This window comes from Pseudomonas sp. St386 (assembly GCF_018325865.1).
Classification (GTDB): domain Bacteria; phylum Pseudomonadota; class Gammaproteobacteria; order Pseudomonadales; family Pseudomonadaceae; genus Aquipseudomonas; species Aquipseudomonas brassicacearum.
The window spans coordinates 5,988,210-6,006,756 of the sequence record NZ_AP021900.1 but is presented as its reverse complement, the minus strand read 5'-3'; the positions used below and the strand labels follow the sequence as shown (position 1 = coordinate 6,006,756).

Genomic DNA, 18,547 nt, shown 5'->3' with positions numbered 1-18,547 from the left:
CTTGATACGGTTCAGCTTAGTTGCTCTTTGTGGCCTCGTCGTTCAATGCAGCACTTTGCAATGCTTTACGTGCCTGCTGTTTGCGCAGCAGTTGCCAGTGGGAAAGGACCGTCCTCGGCGCCCACATCTGAGGTTCGGACGCTTCGAAGTTGTCGGCCTGTTCGCGCTCGGCAACGGTGGCCTTGGCTCGCTTGAAGGCCTGCTCCAGGTCGTCGGTCTGGTTCAATGCCTGGGCGAACAGCGCATCGCCGAAATAGGTGAAGTTGGCTTCCTCGGAGCAGCCGAAGGACACCCGGTCGCCCCGGGAGGCGGTCATGATCAGGGTGCGTTCATCCTTGAGTGCCGGGATGAAGCCGCCGGAATAACAGGCCGAGATCACTACGATCTTGTCGCGGTTCTTCAGTGGCGCCAGCACCACGGCCAGTTCATCGGCGGGCAGGTCGGCCAGTTCCATGCGCGGCTGGTCGAGCACCAGCTCATGCTCGCTGGTGCCGTGGCTGGTCAGGTAGATGAAAATCAGGTCTTCCGGACCACTGCGCTCGGCCAGGGTGGCGGCGGCGCGGCGCAGGCTTTCGCGGCTGGCCATGGGCCGGTCGCCGAGGTGATCGCGGTGGTTGACCAGGCGAATCTGCCCGAACGCGCCGAAACGGCTGGCGAGCATGTTGGCGACATAGTCGGATTCGCGCAGGAACACGCTTTGCTTGCCATCGCCGCCCAGGGTCAGGCTGTACAGCTCCACCGCCGGGGTCGAGGCCGGGATGTTGGCGAGAGCATCGTCCAGTAGGCGGCCTTGGGCCAGCACGCCAAGTTCGAGCACATCCGGCAGCAGCCTGCCGTCCGCGTCGCGCACCCGTTGGCCGTTGGCCCAGGTGCCGCTTTGCACGGTGCCGTCTGTCAGCGCCAGGGTGCCGCGCCCGTGGTAGCTGTCGCTTTCGAACTGGCCGACGTAGAAACTGCCGTCGGGCAGGTTCAGGCGGCCCTCGCCAGTAAAGCGCCAATCATTGAATTGACCGAGATAGTGGCTGCCGTCAGCGCCGATCAGTTCGCCCTTGCCGGTCAGCGCGCCGTCCTTGAACCGGCCGATCCAGACATCGCCGTCGGCATTTTCGTAGCGCCCGCGACCGTTGAGCTGGTTGTTCTTGAAGCCGCCGATGTAGACATCGCCATCGGCACTGTTGAAGGTGCCCTTGCCCTGCAGTTGCCCGTCGACAAAATGCCCGGTGAACTGGTTGCCGCTGGCGTCGAAGCGCTGGCCTTCACCGTTGGGCTTGCCGTTGGCGAACGGGCCTTGGTACTGGCTGCCGTCGTCGAGTTCCAGGCGTCCGAGGCCGGAATAGCGGTCGGCCTTGAACTCGCCCCGGTAGGTCATGCCGTTTTCCTTGAGCGTCCCTTCACCGTCCCGGCGCCCCAGCTTGAAGCCGCCGGTGTAGCTGCTGGTCGGTGTGGTCAGGCTGCCCTGGCCGTGGAACAGGCCCTGCTCGAACTGGCCGCGATAGACCTCGCCATTGCTGCCATGCCATTCCCCGGTGCCGTGCCACTGGCCTTTGTCGAACTGCCCGGCGTACCAGCTGCCATTGGGGTAGTCGATGCGCCCCTGGCCTTGCAGCAGCCCGTCCACCAGGTCGCCGCGATAGCGGCCGCCGTCGGGCAGGCGCGCGTCGGGAGGCAGCGGCGATTCGCCGTTGCCACAGGCGGTGAGCAGCAGGGTCAGAGTCAGTGGGACGAATAAGCGCATAACGGGATCCAGGTCATCAGGCCACGAGTATGCCGCAGCTATGCCCCTTGGATACAGAGAAGCGATGCGAAACTGCCTGAGCGGTTTCGCGACCGCGCAGGTTTACACGAAGCAGAGCGACAGCGGCTCGGCGATGTAGGCCGGTTTTTCCGAACCTTCGATCTCCAGTGTGGCGGTGGCCTTGAGCAGCCATTGGCCAGGTTTTTTCTCGGTGACTTCCACCAGGTCGACCTTGAGCCGCACCTTGGAATCGACCTTCACCGGTTGGATGAAGCGTACGCTGTCCAGCCCGTAGTTGACGACCATCTTCACGCCCTCGGGCAGGATCAGGATGTCTTCCATCAGCTTGGGCATCAGCGACAGCGACAGGAAACCGTGGGCGATGGTGCTGCCAAACGGGGTCTGCGCGGCCTTGACCGGATCGACGTGGATGAACTGAAAGTCGCCAGTGGCTTCGGCGAACAAGTTGATGCGCTCCTGATCGATGGTGAGCCATTCGGAACGTCCAAGTTCCTTGCCGACATAATCTTTGAGCGCTGCAACGGGGACGTAGGGCATTGAGACTCTCCTTGGGTTCATCTGTTTTACTTTTTCTGGAACGGGGATCGGCATCCCCGGAGAACCACTGTAGATCAACATGGCGCGCAAGTAAGGTCACCGAACATGCTTTTTACGAATGCCGACCCATAGCGTGGGCATGCTTATAATGCCCGCGCATTCTTTGAGTAAGTGTTGCAGGGGAGAGAGCGGATGTTGCTACGGGGCCTGACCTGGCTGGTGCTGTTTCAATTGCTGGGCACTGCAATCAATCATTTGTTCTTGCCGGTGTTGCCGGGGCCGATCATTGGCCTGCTGCTGTTGCTCGGTTATCTGGTGGTGCGCGGCGAAGTCAGCGAGCCGCTGAACCTGGCCGCCAGCAGCCTGCTGCGTTATCTGCCATTGCTGCTGGTGCCGCCCGCAGTGGGGGTGATGGTCTATGCCCGGGCGATTGCCGCCGATTTCTGGGCCATCGTCGGCGCGTTGACCTTATCGCTGGTGCTGTCCGTGGCGTTGACAGGGGTGCTGATGCAGCGCCTGGCCCGGCGTCACATCGCCGCTCCGGAGGACAGTCAATGATGCTCGACTGGCAAGGTGCCTGGACCTCGGTGATCCACCATCCGCTGTTTGGCATCGGCATTACCCTGGGCGCCTATCAACTGGTACTGGCGGCGTTCGAAAAGACCCGCTGGGTGTTCCTGCAGCCGGTGCTGATGTCGATGGTGCTGTTGATCGTCGTGCTGGTCGGTTGCGGCATCGACTATGCCGAATACCGCAAGAGCACCGAGATCCTCAGCATCCTGCTGGGCCCGGCCACGGTCGCCCTGGCCGTGCCGTTGTATTTGAACTTGCGACGGATCCGGCAGTTGTTCTGGCCGATTTTTACTACGCTGGTGATAGCTGGGGTGTTTGCCACGGGCTCTGCGGTGGTGTTGGGCTGGGCTTTTGGTGCCGAGCACATGATTCTGATGACCATGGCGCCCAAGTCCGTGACCTCGCCGATCGCCATGCTGGTGGCCGAGCAGATCGGCGGTGTGGCGGCGATGGCGGCGGTGTTCGTGTTGATCACCGGTGTGCTCGGGGCGATCCTCGGCCCGAGCATTCTGACCAGGCTGGGTGTCCATAGCCCAGAAGCTCGGGGCATGGCCCTGGGGCTGGCGGCCCATGCGGTGGGCACGTCGGTGGCGTTGCAGGAAAGCGAGGAAACAGGCGCCTTTGCGGCGCTGGCAATGAGTCTGATGGGCGTGGCCACGGCGGTGCTGCTGCCGTTGGTGGTGTCGATGACGGTTTAAGGAACTGGTTATGAGCTTGCCGCTTTTCCCGTTGAACACCGTGCTGTTCCCCGGTTGCATCCTCGACTTGCAGATTTTCGAGGCGCGTTACCTCGACATGATCGGGCGCTGCATGAAAAAGGGCGAAGGCTTCGGCGTGGTGTGCATCCTCGATGGCGAGGAAGTCGGCATCGCGCCTGAGGGCTACGCGCGGGTCGGTTGCGAAGCGCGCATCACCGACTTTTCCCAGCAGGACAATGGTCTGCTGGGCATTCGCGTGCAGGGCGGGCGGCGTTTTATCGTCCATGACAGCAGCGTCCAGGCGGATCAACTGACGGTCGCTGAAGTCGAGTGGCTGGAAGAAGAACCGGAGCAACCGCTGCAAGAGGAAGACGCCGACCTGGTGGCGCTGCTCAAGGCCCTGGCCGAGCACCCGATGGTCGAGGCCTTGAACATGGGCACCGAAGCGACCGGCCAGCAATCGCTGGCCAATCAACTGGCCTACCTGCTGCCGTTCAATGAGCTGGACAAGATCGACCTGCTGCAACTCGACGACCCGCAACAGCGCCTGGATGCGATCCAGGCGTTGCTCGATGAGTTGCAGGGCGAACTGTTCGCCTGACACCACTCATATCCACCGAACAACACCGCTCCCACAGGGGATCTCCAGTGCCCACAGATAGTGTGTTCAATAGGCATACCGCAACATCGCATGCGGCAAGTGCCGCAGCGCGAAGAAGCTGAACACCGCCACCAGCGCCGGCAGGATCAGCCACCAGACTTTCGGCGGCATGGCCGGTAGCGGGCTCTGGCGCTGGCTCAACCACAGGGCGGCCGCACAGATGCTGGCGGCGAGCATCGCCCCGGCGACGATGTCGCTCGGCCAGTGCGCCCCCAGGTAAACCCGCGACAGGGCGATGGCCAGCGCTGGCAGGCAGCCCAGCAGCAGCCAGGTCAGGCGCAGGCGTGGCGGTTGGCCGCGACCGGCCAGGACGGCGAGGGTCAGGAACAGCGCGAATGCCCCGGAGGAGTGGCCGCTGGGCATGCTGTAGCTGGTCAGCGGGTCGGTGAGGATTTCCGGGCGCACACGGGCAAAGAAGTGTTTGCTACCGGTATTGGCCAGGGAGGTGAGCAGCATCGTGCCACCGGCAAAGATCGCCTGCCGCCATTGCCGTGCCAACAGCAATAACGCGGTCAACAGGCTGCAGACAATCAGCATGTAGCGGAATTCGCCGATCAGCGTGAAGGTCACGGCGATTTCATCCAGCGTCGGGCTGCGATGCTCCTGGACCAGGGCCATCAAGCCCTGGTCGAACGCCGTCAGGTAGCGAAAGCCGATGAACAGGCCGATCAGGATCACCAGGCCGAGGCCTGCGATCAGCGCCGTGGCATGGCGATGACGACGCAGGCTGCTGTTGACGCTCAGCCCGATCATCACCGCGATACTGCCGATGACCACGCCGGCCTGCGGCCAGAAACCTTCAGGCAGCGGCAGGCGAAACGCCGCCCCGGTGGCCCAGCCCGGTAGCAGGTACGCCACGGTCCAGCCTGCCGCAGCCAACACGCTGACGGCGGCGAAACGCGGGAACGGCATGTCGCACATCCCGGCCACCATCGGCAACATGGGCCGTAGCGGGCCGATGAAACGGCCCACCAGCAGGCTGGCGATGCCGTAGCGCTGGAAATAGTTTTCCGCCGCGCTCATCCATTCCGGGTGATGCCGCAGCCCCGGCAGGCGCCGGATGTTCTGGTGGAAATGCCGGCCGAGGAAGTACGACACCAGGTCCCCCAGCAAGCCGCCGAGCAGGCCCAGCAGCAACGTCTCGCCCAAGGACAATGCGCCGCTGCCGGCCAGCACGGCGATGGCAAACAACAGCACGGTACCGGGCACGATCAGGCCGGCGATGGCCAGGCACTCCACGCAGGCGACGATGAACACCGCCACCGCCAGCCATTGCGGGTTGACGGTCAACCAACCGGTGATGCTATCGAGCCATGGGCCCATAAATACAACTCCATTGAATATTGATCGGCATGCAGTTTTTACTGTGGGGAGCGCTTGTGGGAGCAAAGCTTGCTCGCGACGAACGATGACGCGACCTTACTGTTGATCCGTGTCGCCTGCATCGCGGGCAAGCCTTGCTCCCACAAGCCCGCTCCCATAGGGGGGACGATATTTCATCAGGACAACAAAAAATAATCACGCCCTTCGACCTGTCCGCGCCGCAAAGGGTTGCGGGTGCACCACGGGGCATAGGCGGCATCGACGAAGCGGTAGGGCAGGTGCTCGTCCCGTCCCTGGGGAATGCCCAGGCGGGTGGTCTGGATCGCATTGACCGTCGGCACGCCGACATCTTCCACCAGCAAGCGCTCGGGGTCGAAGCGTTTGGCGTCCCAGTCCGGCACTTTCAGCCCCAGGGCTTTGCACAGCAGGGTCTGGCCGGCACAGAGTTTCTGCGGTGTGCGCGGCCGGCCTTGGGCGTCGGGGTTGTTGAGCAGCATCTGCGCCAGGCTCGCCGGCCCGGAAAGAGCATCGACCCACGGGTACGCCGATTTGATCAGCACCGCATTGCCGGGGCCCTGGGCGCTGAAGTTCAACGAATCGCCGCCCCGGGCGTAGTACATATAGATGTGGCCGCCATCCAGAAACAAAGCCTTACGTTTTTCTGTGTAGCCCAGCGAGGCGTGGCTGCCTTTTTCGGCGAAGTAATACGCCTCGGTCTCGATGATCCGCGCGCTGAGCCACAGGTCACCGACCTTGTGACGGATGACTTTGCCCAGCAGGTCCTTGGCAAGCACCTGGGCGTCGCGATCGAAAAAGGCGTGGGGCAGGGCGTTGGGCGATGGCAAATCGGTCATGGCGATAAACGAGGTGAGGCCAAAGGAAGCGCGATGATAGCAATGGAAAGCTTAATCACCGCTGAACAGTCGCTTCAACCGGCTGTTTACGCCTGTTTTGCTCCTCCGCCGGTCACCACTGTGAGTCCATGCTGTTAGTCGAGGGTTACGACAGCTATAATCTGCCGCTTTCCTCATCGCCAAGACCACACAGACCATGACTGAGTCCGTTCTTGACTACATGACCCGCCTGGGTCGCGCCGCTCGCCAAGCGTCGCGCATCATCGGCCGGGCCAGCACCGCGCAGAAAAACCGCGCCCTGCAGGCCGCCGCCAATGCGCTGGACGCCGCGCGTGCCGAGTTGTCCGCTGCCAACGAGCTGGACCTGGCCGCCGGCCGGGCCAATGGTCTGGAACCGGCCATGCTCGAGCGCCTGGCGCTGACCCCCGCACGCATCGACGGCATGATCGTCGGTCTGCGCCAGGTCGCGGCCCTGCCGGACCCGGTCGGGGCGATCCGCGACATGAGCTACCGGCCGTCGGGCATCCAGGTCGGCAAGATGCGCGTGCCCCTGGGCGTGGTCGGGATCATCTACGAGTCGCGGCCGAACGTGACCATCGACGCCGCCAGCCTGTGCCTGAAGTCGGGTAACGCGACCATCCTGCGTGGCGGCTCCGAGGCGATCCATTCCAACCGCGCCATTGCCGCCTGCATCCAGCGCGGCCTGGCCGAAGCCGATCTGCCGGCGGCCGTGGTGCAAGTGGTGGAAACCACTGACCGTGCCGCAGTCGGGGCATTGATCACCATGCCCGAGTTCGTCGATGTCATCGTGCCGCGTGGCGGCAAGGGCCTGATCGAACGGGTCAGCCGTGACGCCCGCGTGCCGGTGATCAAGCACCTGGACGGCATCTGCCACGTCTACGTCAGCGCCCACGCTGAATTGCCGAAGGCCCAGCGCATCGCCTTCAACGCCAAGACCTACCGCTACGGTATCTGCGGCGCGATGGAAACCCTGCTGGTGGACCAGGCCGTGGCCAAGGACTTCCTGCCGTCGATGGCTGCCCAGTTCCGCGAGAAAGGCGTCGAGCTGCGCGGTTGCGAGCGCACCCGGGTGATCATCGAGGCCGTTGCGGCCACGCAAGAAGACTGGGACACCGAATACCTGGCGCCGATCCTGTCGATCCGTGTGGTCGACGGGCTGGAGGAGGCCATCGAGCACATCAATCGCCACGGCTCGCACCACACCGACTCCATTGTCAGTGAAAACCTGGGTGAAACCCGGCGCTTCGTGGCCGAAGTGGATTCGGCGTCGGTGATGATCAACACCCCGACCTGCTTCGCCGATGGCTTTGAATACGGATTGGGTGCCGAGATCGGCATTTCTACTGATAAGCTGCACGCCCGCGGCCCGGTGGGCCTCGAAGGCCTGACCTGCGAGAAGTACATCGTGGTCGGTGACGGCCAGTTGCGCGGACAGGAGTCGGTCTGACTTGGGCGATCTCGACCCGCCAGCTGCTGTGACGACGACAACCCTGCCCCGGCGCATCGGTATCCTGGGCGGCACGTTCGACCCGGTGCACATCGGCCATTTGCGCGGTGCGCTGGAAGTCGCCGACGCCCTGGCCCTCGATGAGCTACGCCTGACGCCCAGCGCCCGGCCGCCTCACCGGGATACGCCGCAGGTGTCGGCGCAGGACCGCCTGGCGATGGTCGAGTGCGCGGTGGCCGGTGTGGCACCGTTGGTGGTGGACGCCCGCGAATTGCAGCGGGACAAACCGTCCTACACCATTGATACCCTGGAGCTGATGCGCGCCGAACTGGCCGCTGATGCCCAGGTTTTTCTGCTTCTGGGCTGGGACGCATTTTGCGGCCTGCCCACTTGGCATCGCTGGGAAGAGTTGCTCCAGCATTGCCACATCCTGGTGCTGCAACGCCCGGATGCCGACAGCGAGCCGCCGGATGCCTTGCGCAACCTGCTGGCGGCCCGCTCGGTGAGCGACCCGCTGGCCCTGAAAGGGCCGAACGGACAGATTGCATTCGTCTGGCAGACGCCGCTCGCGGTATCCGCCACCCAGATCCGTCAACTGCTGGCCAGCGGTAAGTCGGTACGTTTCCTGGTGCCCGACGCGGTCCTGGCCTACATCGATGCGCACGGGCTTTACCGTGCGTCGAACTGAAAAAGGTGTGCTTCAAGGCACGTGAATGCGTGTAGCGAAGCGCCCGAACATACGAGCAAAACGAGTTTTATATGACTGACAAAGACGTAAACAAAGTAAAGCGCAAAGGCACGTTCAAAAGCGCCCCGCTGCCAGTAGAGGCCCACACCGGCGTCGTACTGGCCGGTGAAGAACTGGTCAAGGTGGCCGTGGCGGCCCTGGAAGACGTCAAGGCCCAGGACATCCAGGTGATCGACGTTCGTGAAAAGCAGAGCATCACGGACTACATGATCATCGCCACCGGTACCTCCAACCGCCAGATCGGCGCGATGCTGGACAAGGTCCGCGAAGCGGTCAAGGCCCAGGGCGTCAAGCCGCTGGGTGAAGAAGGCAAGGGCGACAGCGACTGGGTACTGCTGGATATGGACGACGTCATCGTGCACATGATGACCGCCTCGGCGCGCCAGTTCTACGACCTGGAGCGCCTGTGGGCCGGTGCCGAGCAGAGCCGTTCGGCCAGCGCCGCGCACCACAGCCCGGAAAACCCCCATGAGCACTTCACCAAGCTCAACAAAGACCAGCAATAAGGGACCGCTGTGCGACTGCGCCTGATCGCCGTCGGTTCTCGCATGCCCAAGTGGGTGGAAGAAGGCTGGCATGAATATGCCAAGCGTCTTCCGTCCGAGCTGGCCCTGGAACTGGTGGAAATTCCGCTCAACACCCGTGGCAAGAACGCCGACGTGGCGCGCTTCATCCGCCAGGAAGGCGAAGCCATGCTGGCCAAGGTCGGGCCGAACGAGCGCATTGTCACCCTCGAAGTCCATGGCAAGCCCTGGAGCACCGAGCAACTGGCGGTGGAACTCGACCGCTGGCGGCTGGATTCGCGTACGGTCAATTTCATGGTCGGTGGCCCGGAAGGGCTGGCGCCGGAAGTCTGTGCCCGGGCCGATCAGCGCTGGTCATTGTCGCCGTTGACGTTGCCACACCCGCTGGTGCGGATCCTGATCGGCGAACAGCTGTATCGTGCCTGGACAGTTCTGTCCGGGCACCCTTACCACAAGTAATCCTGCCCCATGCCCCAGCCGATCCGTATCAAGGACCACGAAAAAGACGCCCGCCTGGTGCGGGGCCGCGTCGTGTTCGGCGCTATTACGGTGGTGACGCTGATCGGCGTGCTGATTGCGCGCTTGTATTTCCTCCAGGTGATCCAGTACGAGTACCACTCGACCCTGTCGGAAAACAACCGGGTGCATGTGCAGCCGATTCCGCCGACCCGCGGGTTGATCTTTGACCGCAATGGCGTGGTGGTGGCGGATAACCGGCCCAGCTTCAGCCTGAGCATGACCCGCGAGCGCTCCGGCGACTGGCAGCACGTGCTCGACGTGATCGTCGAAGTGCTGCAACTGACGCCCGAGGACCGGGCGATCTTCGAGAAGCGCATGCGCCAGGGCCGACGTCCGTTCGAGCCGGTGCCGATCCTGTTCGAGCTGACCGAAGAGCAGATCGCCCTGATCGCCGTGAACCAGTTCCGCCTGCCCGGCGTCGAGGTGGTGGCGCAGTTGGTGCGTCATTATCCCCAGGGGCCGCACTTTGCCCACTCGGTCGGCTACATGGGGCGGATCAACGAGAAAGAGCTCAAGACCCTCGATCCGGTCAATTACAGCGGCACCCACCATATCGGCAAGACCGGTATCGAGCGTTTCTACGAGCCGGAGCTGCATGGCCAGGTGGGTTACGAGGAAGTCGAAACCAACGCCCGCGGCCGCGTATTGCGGGTGCTCAAGCGCACCGACCCGATTCCCGGCAAGGACATCGTCCTGAGCCTGGACATCAAGCTGCAAGAGGCCGCCGAAGCGGCGCTGGGCGGTCGCCGTGGCGCCGTGGTGGCGCTGGACCCGAACACCGGCGAGGTGCTGGCGATGGTCAGCCAGCCGAGTTTCGACCCGAACCTGTTCGTCACCGGTATCAGCTTCAAGGCCTACGCCGAGTTGCGCGATTCCATCGATCGGCCGCTGTTCAACCGTGTGCTGCGCGGCCTCTATCCGCCGGGGTCGACCATCAAGCCTGCCGTGGCGATTGCCGGGCTGGACTCTGGCGTGGTGACCGCGTCGAGCCGGGTCTATGACCCCGGCTATTACATGCTGCCCAACTACGACCACAAGTACCGCAACTGGAACCGCACCGGCGACGGTTATGTGGACCTGGAAACGGCCATCATGCGTTCCAACGACACCTACTTCTATGACCTGGCCCACAAGCTGGGGATCGATCGGTTGTCGTCCTACCTGGGCAAGTTCGGCATCGGTCAGAAGGTCTCCCTGGACATGTTCGAAGAGTCACCTGGCTTGATGCCGTCCCGGGAATGGAAGCGCGCGACCCGGCGCCAGGCCTGGTTCCCCGGCGAAACCCTGATCCTGGGGATCGGCCAGGGCTACATGCAGGCCACGCCCTTGCAGCTGGCCCAGGCCACGGCGCTGGTGGCGAGCAAGGGCAAGTGGTATCGCCCGCACCTGGCCAAGACCATCGAAGGCCAGAAACCGGTGGACCCGGACCCGATGCCAGACATCATCCTGCGCAATCCGTCGGACTGGCAGAAGGTCAACAACGGCATGCAGCAGGTGATGCACGGCGCCCGGGGCACCGCCCGCAAGGCGGCCATCGGCTCGCCCTACCGCATTGCCGGCAAGAGCGGTACGGCCCAGGTCGTCGCCATCAAGCAGGGCGAGAAGTACGACCGCTCCAAGGTCCAGGAACGCCATCGCGACCACGCCTTGTTCGTCGGCTTCGCGCCGGCCGACAACCCGAAGATCGTCGTATCGGTGATGGTCGAGAACGGTGAGTCGGGTTCCGGCGTCGCCGCGCCGGTGGTGCGCCAGATCATGGACGCCTGGCTGCTGGACGAGCACGGCCAGCTCAAGCCTGAATACGCAAGCCCCACCACTGCGGAGGCTACGGCCCGTGAAGAATAATTTCGACCGGATCCTCTCCAGCGAAGATGTGATGCGCCGTCGTGCCACGCTGTTGCAGCGCATGCACATCGATGGTCCGTTGCTGATCCTGCTGCTGACCCTGGCCGCAGGCAGCCTGTTCGTGCTGTATTCGGCCAGTGGCAAGAACTGGGACCTGCTGGGCAAGCAGGCCACCTCGTTCGGCATCGGCCTGGTGTCGATGATCGTCATTGCCCAGCTCGAGCCGCGTTTCATGGCCCGCTGGGTGCCGCTGGCCTATGTGGTGGGCGTGGGCCTGCTGGTGGTGGTGGACGTGATGGGCCACAACGCCATGGGTGCCACCCGCTGGATCAACATTCCCGGGGTGGTCCGCTTCCAGCCTTCGGAGTTCCTCAAGATCATCATGCCGGCGACCATCGCCTGGTACCTGTCCAAACGCACCCTGCCGCCGCAGCTCAAGCACGTGTGCATCAGCCTGTTGCTGATCGGCATCCCGTTCATCCTGATCGTGCGCCAGCCGGACCTGGGTACTTCGCTGCTGATCCTGGCCGGTGGTGCCTTCGTGCTGTTCATGGGCGGGTTGCGCTGGCGCTGGATCCTCAGCGTGATCGCCATCGCCGTGCCGGTGTCGGTGGCCATGTGGTACTTCGTGATGCACGACTACCAGAAGCAGCGAATCCTGACCTTCCTCGACCCGGAGAGCGATCCGCTGGGCACCGGCTGGAACATCATCCAGTCCAAGGCCGCCATCGGTTCCGGCGGGGTGTTCGGCAAGGGCTGGCTGATGGGCACCCAGTCGCACCTGGACTTTTTGCCGGAAAGCCACACCGACTTCATCATCGCCGTGATGGGCGAGGAGTTCGGCCTGGTGGGTATCTGCGTGCTGCTGCTGATCTATTTGCTGCTGATCGGCCGGGGGCTGGTGATCACCGCCCAGGCCCAGACGTTGTTCGGCAAGTTGCTGGCGGGCAGCCTGACCATGACGTTTTTTGTTTATGTTTTCGTCAACATCGGTATGGTCAGTGGCCTGTTGCCGGTCGTGGGGGTGCCGTTGCCATTCATTAGCTACGGAGGAACTTCGCTGGTGACACTACTGTCAGCGTTTGGGGTCTTGATGTCGATTCATACGCATCGCAAATGGATCGCGCAGGTTTGAATAAGGTGAAGAGTTCAATGCAAGCAATGCGTGGCTGGTCGACGCGATATGCGCCGTGGATCGGCCTGGTCGGCTTCCTGGGCGGTGCGTCCCATGCCCAGGCTGGCGAATACGAAGGCTCGCCGCAGGTGGCCGAATTCGTCGGTGAGATGACCCGCGACTACGGTTTTGCCGGTGAGCAGCTGATGGGCGTGTTTCGCGAGGCCGAGCGCAAGCAGTCGATCCTTGACGCCATCTCCCGGCCCGCCGAGCGGGTCAAGCAGTGGAGCGAGTACCGGCCGATGTTCATCACCGAGGCGCGTATCGCCCGGGGCGTGGACTTCTGGCGCCAGCACGAGGCGGCCCTGGCCCGTGCCGAGCAGGAGTACGGCGTACCAGCCCAGTTCATTGTGGCTATCATTGGCGTCGAGACCTTCTTTGGCCGTAACACCGGGAATTTCCGGGTGATCGACGCGCTGTCGACCCTGGGCTTCGACTACCCGCCGCGCGCCGAATTCTTCCGCAAGGAGCTGCGCGAGTTCCTGCTGCTGGCCCGCGAAGAGCAGGTCGACCCGCTGACCCTCAAGGGTTCTTACGCCGGGGCCATGGGCCTGCCGCAATTCATGCCCAGCAGTTTTCGCGCTTACGCGGTGGACTTCGACGACGACGGCCACATCAATATCTGGACCAACCCGACCGATGCCATCGGCAGTGTTGCCAGCTATTTCAAGCGCCACGGCTGGGAAGCCGGCCAGCCGGTGGTCAGCCGGGCCGACGTGCGTGGCGAGCAGGTGGACGAGGGCCTGACCGAGGGCATCGAGCCGACGAAAACCGTCGGGGAGTTGCGGGCGTTGGGCTGGTCGAGTCATGATGCGCTGCGTGACGACATGCCGGTCACCGCGATACGCCTGGAAGGCGAACAAGGCCCCGAATACTGGATGGGCCTGAAGAATTTCTACGCGATTACGCGTTATAACCGCAGCGTGATGTACGCCATGGCCGTATATCAACTGTCTGAAGAGCTGGTCAAAGCACGGGGCGTCAAATAATGCGGGCACTGCCTACCTATCAACCCCTGAAAACCAAGCCCCTCAAGCTCGTGGCGTTGGCCGCGCTGTCGCTGTTGGTCGTCAGTTGTTCGACCAGCCGCACGCCGGCCCAGAAAGACTCCACCGCCGTGCGCGCGACGCCGGGCCTGGACATCAACCGGGCCCACAAGGACGGCGCGCCGTGGTGGGACGTGGATGTCTCGCGCATTCCCGACGCGACGCCGACCCTGCACACCGGCCCCTACAAGGCCAACCCGTACACGGTATTGGGCAAGACCTATTTCCCGCTGAGCGACTCCAAGCGCTATGTCGCTTCGGGCACGGCGTCCTGGTACGGCACCAAGTTCCATGGCCAGAACACCGCCAACGGCGAAGTGTATGACCTGTATGGCATGAGCGCGGCCCACAAGACCTTGCCGCTGCCCAGCTATGTGCGGGTGACCAACCTGGACAACAACAAGAGCGTGATCCTGCGGGTCAATGACCGTGGGCCGTTCTATTCCGACCGCATCATCGACTTGTCGTATGCGGCGGCGAAAAAACTTGGTTACGCTGAAATCGGCACCGCCCGGGTCAAGGTCGAAGGTATCGACCCGCAGGAATGGTGGGCCCAACGCGGCCGTCCGGCGCCTTTGATGCTCAACGAGCCGAAAGTGGCGCAAAATGCCGCGCCGACCGTGACGGCGTCCACCGGCACGGTCGAGCAGTGGACGCCACCGCCGCAGCAGCACGCGGCGGCCGTAGTGCCCGTTCAGCTCGACGCAAAAAAAAACGCTTCTGCAACAGCGTCTGGCCAGTTTCTGCAAGTGGGCGCGTTCGCCAACCCGGACGCTGCCGAGCTGCTGAGGTCGAAGCTCAGCTCGATGGTGAGCGCCCCGGTGTTCATCAGCTCGATCGTGCGCAACCAGCAGACACTGCATCGGGTGCGTCTGGGGCCGATCGGTTCTCCGGGTGAAGTCCAGCAAGTACAGAACAGTGTGCGCCTGGCCAATCTCGGTTCGCCGAGCCTGGTCACCGCCGAGTAATTGATTGAGGCCCGCTTGCGGTTGGAGCGGGTCAGGTTGTTGGCTCCATGAATAACAAAAGCCCGGCAAGGGTTGTGAGTGAGCAACTTAAATACGCGGTGGCCCGTTAAGAGGCTGCCTGTTTAGTTTTGCCTTCGGGCAGTTCCATTAGCGATTTCGAGAGACGGATGAACATCACCACCTTTGCCAAACGCCTTTGCCTGCTAGTCCCGCTGCTTCTCTCTCCAGCCGCGTTCGCGGTCGAGATGATGCCTGCGCCTCCTCAATTGGCCGCCAAATCCTTTGTGCTCATGGATGCCAGCAGCGGCGAGGTCCTGGTAGAGAACAACGGCGACCAGCGCCTGCCACCGGCCAGCCTGACCAAGCTGATGACCGCCTACATCGCCACCCTGGAAATCCGTCGCGGCCAGATCGGTGAAAACGATCCGGTGACCGTCAGCGAAAACGCCTGGCGTACCGGCGGTTCGCGGATGTTCATCAAGGTCGGTTCGCAAGTGACCGTCAGCGACCTGCTGCACGGCATCATCATCCAGTCCGGCAACGACGCCAGCGTCGCCCTGTCCGAGCACATCGCCGGCAGCGAAGATGCGTTCGCCGACATGATGAACAAAACCGTGGCCGACCTGGGCATGACCAACAGCCACTTCATGAACCCTACCGGTCTGCCGAACCCTGAGCACTACTCGTCGGCTCACGACATGGCGCTGTTGGCACGGGCGATCATTCATGAAGACCCGGCGCACTACGCCATCTACTCCCAGAAGGAATTCTTCTGGAACGGCATCAAGCAGCCTAACCGCAACCTGCTGCTGTGGCGCGACAAGACCGTCGATGGCCTGAAGACCGGCCACACCGACGAGGCTGGCTACTGCATGGTGTCCTCGGCTGTCCGTGATGGCATGCGCCTGATCGCCGTCGTCTTCGGCACCAGCAGCGAAGTGGCCCGTGCCGCTGAAACCCAGAAGCTGCTGACCTACGGTTTCCGCTTCTTCGAAACCCAGACCTTCTACCAGAAGGGCACCGAACTGGCCCAGGCCCAGGTCTGGAAAGGCACCACCAATCAGGTGAAGGCCGGCCTGGCCCAAGACCTGACCATGACCTTGCCTAAAGGCCAGCTCAAGAAGCTCGCTGCCAGCATGACCATGAACCCGCAACTGACCGCTCCCATCGCCAAGGGCGACGTGATCGGTAAAGTCGAAGTCAAACTGGACGACAAAGTGGTGCACAGCGCCGACCTGATCGCTCTGGACGCGGTCGAGGAAGGTGGTATCTTCCGCCGCATGTGGGATAGCATCCGTCTATTCTTCTACGGCTTGTTCAACTGATTGAAGTGTTGACCTGCATGGCCTCGTTCCCATCCGGAGCGGGGCCATGTGCGTTACCACGGCTTACGAGGCCGTTACCCCATGACAGACTCTGAAGTAAAAGCGCCAAAGATCGAATTCCCTTGCGCGGATTATCCGATCAAGGTCATCGGCGACACCGGCGTGGGTTTCAAGGACCGGATCATTGCGATCCTTGAAAAACATGCCACCGTTGACCACAAGACCCTGGCCGAGCGCCAGAGTACCAACGGCAAGTACACGACGATCCAGTTGCACATCATTGCCACCGGTCAGGAACAGCTCTACGACATCAACAGCGAGCTGCGCGCGACCGGTTTCGTGCACATGGTGTTGTGATGCCGGGCACGCTGGGCTTTCGCGAGCTGGGCACGATGGCTTACGAGCCGGTCTGGCATGCCATGCAACGCTTCACCAATGAACGCGGCACCACCGCCGACGATGAAGTCTGGCTGGTGGAACACCCGCCGGTGTTCACCCAGGGCCAGGCCGGCAAGGCCGAGCACCTGCTGCTGCCGGGGGATATCCCGGTGGTGAAGGTCGACCGGGGCGGGCAGGTGACCTACCATGGCCCTGGCCAATTGGTCGCCTACCTGTTGCTGGATGTGCGCAAGCTGGGGTTTGGCGTGCGCGAGCTGGTCACCCGCATGGAGACATGCCTGATCGAGCTGCTGGCCAGCTACGGTGTGACGGCGGCGGCCAAGCCGGATGCGCCGGGTGTCTATGTCGACGGAGCGAAGATCGCCTCCTTGGGATTGCGAATCCGCCACGGCTGTTCGTTTCATGGCCTGGCGCTGAACGTGGACATGGACCTTGCGCCATTTCGACGGATTAATCCCTGTGGCTACGCGGGACTGGCGATGACCCAGTTGAGCGAGCATGCAGGATCGATTGAATTTGCCGAGGTAAGTGCCCGGCTGCGCGCGCAGCTCGTCAAACACCTCGACTATGCTGAGCAGACGACCCTCACGGGCGGAATCGACTGATATGACTACTGATGCAGTGCAAACCATTATCCCGACGCAGGACGTCACCGAGCGTCCGGCCCCACGTGCCAAGGTAGAGGCCGGCGTCAAGCTGCGCGGCGCCGAGAAGGTTGCACGCATCCCGGTCAAGATCATTCCGACCACCGAATTGCCGAAGAAGCCTGACTGGATCCGCGTGCGCATCCCGGTGTCCCCGGAAGTCGACCGGATCAAGGCCCTGCTGCGCAAGCACAAGCTGCACAGCGTCTGCGAAGAAGCCTCCTGCCCGAACCTGGGTGAGTGCTTCTCCGGCGGCACCGCCACGTTCATGATCATGGGCGACATCTGCACCCGTCGCTGCCCATTCTGTGACGTCGGCCACGGCCGTCCGAAGCCATTGGACACCAACGAGCCGGAAAGCCTGGCCATCGCCATCGCCGACCTGAAGCTCAAGTACGTGGTCATCACCTCGGTGGACCGCGACGACCTGCGTGACGGCGGTGCCCAGCACTTTGCCGACTGCATCCGCGAGATCCGCAAGCTGTCGCCGAACGTTCAGCTGGAAACCCTGGTGCCCGATTACCGTGGCCGCATGGACATCGCCCTGGAAATCACCGCGGCCGAGCCGCCGGATGTGTTCAACCACAACCTGGAAACCGTACCGCGCCTGTACAAGGCCGCGCGTCCGGGTTCGGATTACCAGTGGTCGTTGACCTTGCTGCAACGCTTCAAGCAGATGATGCCGCACATTCCGACCAAATCTGGCTTGATGCTGGGCCTGGGTGAGACCGATGAGGAAGTCATCGAGGTCATGAAGCGCATGCGTGAGCATGACATCGATATGCTGACCTTGGGCCAGTACCTGCAGCCTTCGCGTAGTCACCTGCCGGTGCAGCGTTTTGTGCATCCGGATACCTTTGCCTGGTTTGCTGAGGAAGGGTACAAGATGGGCTTCAAGAACGTGGCTTCGGGGCCGTTGGTGCGGTCTTCGTATCATGCGGATGAGCAGGCTAAGTTGGTTAAGGCTGAGCTGCTCGGGTCCTGATTTTTTAGCGTTGGTTTTTGGGGTGGTGTGTATATCCGTTTTTGCGTAACGGCGGCTGACGGTTCCGCTCTTACAGCGGGTCACTTTTGGAAAAGCCCGGAAGCCGGCCCAGTCAAAAGTAACCAAAAGCGCTTTGCCCCACCACTCGGTGCCTCGCCTGGGCTCGGCATGCCTTCACTCCGGCATTGGTTCGTGGGCCGCCGCGAAGGGCCATCCATGGCCCAGCGCGGCTAACCCGGCATCCATGCCGGGTTGCCCACGAACCAATGCCTGCGTTCAGCCATCGTGGTTAACGGGGCGCCCCAGATCAAGATCAAAAGCCAAAGCGAGGCGGCCTTAGAGCCGACCTGGTTCTTGGTGAGACCGCGTTTCCCCTGTGGGAGCGGGCTTGCTCGCGAAAGCGGTGTGTCAGTTTGCGGTGATGTTGGATGTGCCGGCCCCATCGCGAGCAAGCTCGCTCCCACAAGGGGTAGCGGTGTACATGAGTTTTGTGGCTGCTG

Annotated in this window: 19 protein-coding genes; 15 read left to right on the top strand and 4 right to left on the bottom strand. The window is 62.8% G+C overall.

The window, feature by feature from the left end:
- Window positions 1–16: 16 nt before the first annotated feature.
- Both KI235_RS26625 and KI235_RS26620 read right to left on the bottom strand, forming a co-directional pair.
- Entirely contained in the window at window positions 17–1,735 is a 1,719-nt protein-coding gene (locus KI235_RS26625) for a C13 family peptidase (protein WP_013694275.1), read from the bottom strand.
- 102 nt (window positions 1,736–1,837) lie between these two features.
- Window positions 1,838–2,293 carry a MaoC family dehydratase gene (locus KI235_RS26620; RefSeq protein WP_003205908.1) on the bottom strand — a complete coding sequence of 152 codons (456 nt, stop codon included), beginning with the start codon at window positions 2,291–2,293 and terminating at the stop codon, window positions 1,838–1,840.
- A 192-nt stretch (window positions 2,294–2,485) separates the two neighbouring features.
- Here KI235_RS26620 and KI235_RS26615 point away from each other — a divergent pair, with 192 nt between their 5' ends.
- Genes KI235_RS26615 through KI235_RS26605 form a run of 3 tightly spaced genes read left to right on the top strand, consistent with a single transcriptional unit; the run spans window position 2,486 to window position 4,165 of the window.
- Window positions 2,486–2,851 carry a CidA/LrgA family protein gene (locus KI235_RS26615; protein WP_003205907.1) on the top strand — a complete coding sequence of 122 codons (366 nt, stop codon included), beginning with the start codon at window positions 2,486–2,488 and terminating at the stop codon, window positions 2,849–2,851.
- Window positions 2,848–3,564 carry an LrgB family protein gene (locus KI235_RS26610; RefSeq protein WP_003205906.1) on the top strand — a complete coding sequence of 239 codons (717 nt, stop codon included), beginning with the start codon at window positions 2,848–2,850 and terminating at the stop codon, window positions 3,562–3,564. The genes KI235_RS26615 and KI235_RS26610 overlap by 4 nt, the downstream gene beginning before the upstream one ends.
- A 10-nt stretch (window positions 3,565–3,574) precedes the next feature.
- On the top strand, window positions 3,575–4,165 hold the full coding sequence (locus tag KI235_RS26605) for an LON peptidase substrate-binding domain-containing protein (protein WP_003205904.1): 591 nt from the start codon (window positions 3,575–3,577) through the stop codon (window positions 4,163–4,165).
- A gap of 66 nt (window positions 4,166–4,231) precedes the next feature.
- Here KI235_RS26605 and KI235_RS26600 read toward each other — a convergent pair whose 3' ends face one another.
- Both KI235_RS26600 and KI235_RS26595 read right to left on the bottom strand, forming a co-directional pair.
- Window positions 4,232–5,548: a bifunctional DedA family/phosphatase PAP2 family protein gene (locus KI235_RS26600; protein WP_003205902.1), complete on the bottom strand. Its 1,317-nt coding sequence runs from the start codon at window positions 5,546–5,548 to the stop codon at window positions 4,232–4,234.
- 176 nt (window positions 5,549–5,724) lie between these two features.
- A complete protein-coding gene (locus KI235_RS26595; RefSeq protein ID WP_003205899.1) occupies window positions 5,725–6,402 on the bottom strand; it encodes a DNA-3-methyladenine glycosylase in 678 nt (225 codons plus the stop codon).
- 196 nt (window positions 6,403–6,598) lie between these two features.
- On the opposite strand from KI235_RS26595, the gene KI235_RS26590 reads away from it, so the two are divergent.
- The 12 genes from KI235_RS26590 to lipA all read left to right on the top strand — a co-directional run bounded on the left by KI235_RS26590 (window position 6,599) and on the right by lipA (window position 18,047).
- Window positions 6,599–7,870 carry a glutamate-5-semialdehyde dehydrogenase gene (locus KI235_RS26590; RefSeq protein WP_003205898.1) on the top strand — a complete coding sequence of 424 codons (1,272 nt, stop codon included), beginning with the start codon at window positions 6,599–6,601 and terminating at the stop codon, window positions 7,868–7,870.
- Window positions 7,871–7,913: 43 nt separating this feature from the next.
- Window positions 7,914–8,558, top strand: a complete 645-nt coding sequence (gene nadD, locus KI235_RS26585) for a nicotinate-nucleotide adenylyltransferase (RefSeq protein WP_212795886.1) — start codon at window positions 7,914–7,916, stop codon at window positions 8,556–8,558.
- A 71-nt stretch (window positions 8,559–8,629) separates the two neighbouring features.
- Window positions 8,630–9,124 carry a ribosome silencing factor gene (gene rsfS, locus KI235_RS26580; RefSeq protein WP_003205895.1) on the top strand — a complete coding sequence of 165 codons (495 nt, stop codon included), beginning with the start codon at window positions 8,630–8,632 and terminating at the stop codon, window positions 9,122–9,124.
- A gap of 9 nt (window positions 9,125–9,133) precedes the next feature.
- Window positions 9,134–9,601 (top strand): 23S rRNA (pseudouridine(1915)-N(3))-methyltransferase RlmH, encoded by a 468-nt coding sequence (rlmH, locus tag KI235_RS26575; protein WP_003185785.1) that lies wholly within the window; start codon window positions 9,134–9,136, stop codon window positions 9,599–9,601.
- A 9-nt stretch (window positions 9,602–9,610) separates the two neighbouring features.
- Window positions 9,611–11,506: a penicillin-binding protein 2 gene (gene mrdA, locus KI235_RS26570; RefSeq protein WP_003205893.1), complete on the top strand. Its 1,896-nt coding sequence runs from the start codon at window positions 9,611–9,613 to the stop codon at window positions 11,504–11,506.
- Between the two features lie 31 nt (window positions 11,507–11,537).
- A complete protein-coding gene (gene rodA, locus KI235_RS26565; protein WP_043042958.1) occupies window positions 11,538–12,641 on the top strand; it encodes a rod shape-determining protein RodA in 1,104 nt (367 codons plus the stop codon).
- 17 nt (window positions 12,642–12,658) lie between these two features.
- Window positions 12,659–13,669 (top strand): lytic murein transglycosylase B, encoded by a 1,011-nt coding sequence (gene mltB, locus KI235_RS26560; RefSeq protein WP_003205890.1) that lies wholly within the window; start codon window positions 12,659–12,661, stop codon window positions 13,667–13,669.
- Entirely contained in the window at window positions 13,669–14,694 is a 1,026-nt protein-coding gene (locus KI235_RS26555; RefSeq protein WP_003205889.1) for a septal ring lytic transglycosylase RlpA family protein, read from the top strand. The genes mltB and KI235_RS26555 overlap by 1 nt, the downstream gene beginning before the upstream one ends.
- 167 nt (window positions 14,695–14,861) lie before the next feature.
- Entirely contained in the window at window positions 14,862–16,019 is a 1,158-nt protein-coding gene (locus KI235_RS26550) for a D-alanyl-D-alanine carboxypeptidase family protein (protein ID WP_003205888.1), read from the top strand.
- Window positions 16,020–16,100: 81 nt separating this feature from the next.
- Complete coding sequence (locus KI235_RS26545; protein WP_003185772.1) at window positions 16,101–16,376, top strand: DUF493 domain-containing protein; 276 nt, start codon at window positions 16,101–16,103, stop codon at window positions 16,374–16,376.
- Complete coding sequence (lipB, locus tag KI235_RS26540; protein WP_003205887.1) at window positions 16,376–17,023, top strand: lipoyl(octanoyl) transferase LipB; 648 nt, start codon at window positions 16,376–16,378, stop codon at window positions 17,021–17,023. The genes KI235_RS26545 and lipB overlap by 1 nt, the downstream gene beginning before the upstream one ends.
- A gap of 1 nt (window position 17,024) precedes the next feature.
- On the top strand, window positions 17,025–18,047 hold the full coding sequence (gene lipA, locus KI235_RS26535; RefSeq protein WP_003205886.1) for a lipoyl synthase: 1,023 nt from the start codon (window positions 17,025–17,027) through the stop codon (window positions 18,045–18,047).
- The last annotated feature ends 500 nt before the right edge of the window (window positions 18,048–18,547 follow it).